This window comes from Pseudoflavonifractor phocaeensis (genome assembly GCF_016901955.1).
Lineage (GTDB): Bacteria > Bacillota > Clostridia > Oscillospirales > Oscillospiraceae > Flavonifractor > Flavonifractor phocaeensis_A.
Genome location: NZ_JACJLC010000207.1, coordinates 1 through 900, shown reverse-complemented (window position 1 = coordinate 900; position 900 = coordinate 1). Strand labels below are relative to the sequence as shown.

Sequence of the window (900 nt, the reverse complement as noted above, 5' to 3'; positions counted from 1 at the left end):
ACCGCTTGGCACCAAAGTAGTACCGTCGAATCGCTCGCTCTATCATCTGATTGCTTTTGCCGGTCTGCTGTGACCGCTTTTGCGTGAGTTGTCCCGTTGCCAGATAACGGTAATACAGACGCAGGATACGGCGTGTTGTGGTCTGATGCTGCTGTGCCGCTTCTGCCGCTATCCTGTAACGCAAAGACTTGTCCGAAATGCAGTCATCGCAGTCGAGCAGCGGTTGGATCATCTGCAGGCGGGCTTCTTGAGCCGGAGTCATGGTCTGCTCTGATATCCAGCTTTCCGGCGCTGGTACACGCTCATAACTGTCCAGATTAGCTGCAAAGAACGGGGGCGAGGGGCCGTTACAGTCGATCAGCCAGCAACCGGCCGGAGTCTCAAGTAAAACTCGATAGATGGCGCCTGATTGTTTCACAAAGCGCAGGGGTCTATCCATCCACGATCACCACCATCCACTCCGTATCGGTCACCGTCCAGTATCTGCGAGAGAGTTCTAATCGCTCTACATAGGCCTTCTTTTTTAGCTGTTTCCGCTGAATAAGCTCCCGTACCCCTTTGTGGCCGTCTGCATAGCAAATCAGGAAGTCAGTAGTCCATCCGGCATGCTGCAGGTAGTCCGTGCGTATGCCCGCCCTTGATATGCGGCCCATGATGTCGGCATCCAAAGGGCAGCCAGCTTCGTAACTTTGCACCCACGGCTGCTCTTCCAGCCATTTGGCATAGTCCCTGGCCCACTTGCTGTGGAGACACACAATTTCGTTGTTTTTGGGACTGTAAAATCGGATATCTGTAAGCGCTCAACGACCACCCACCTTCCGTATCCCTCGAAAATGTGAGACAATATCCCAAAACTCAAAAAGCTGACAGTCAGTTTTTTAAGACTTCACATCAGGAGGA

1 protein-coding gene and 1 pseudogene are annotated in these 900 nt (G+C 52.7%); both read right to left on the bottom strand.

Features of this window, described 5'->3' with window-relative positions:
* Nucleotides 1–439: pseudogene (locus tag H6B51_RS17190) on the bottom strand (Mu transposase C-terminal domain-containing protein); the annotation flags it as partial.
* Nucleotides 432–653 carry a TnsA endonuclease N-terminal domain-containing protein gene (locus H6B51_RS17185; RefSeq protein WP_243421383.1) on the bottom strand — a complete coding sequence of 74 codons (222 nt, stop codon included), beginning with the start codon at nt 651–653 and terminating at the stop codon, nt 432–434. The gene H6B51_RS17185 and the pseudogene H6B51_RS17190, both read right to left, overlap by 8 nt.
* Nucleotides 654–900 lie beyond the last annotated feature (247 nt).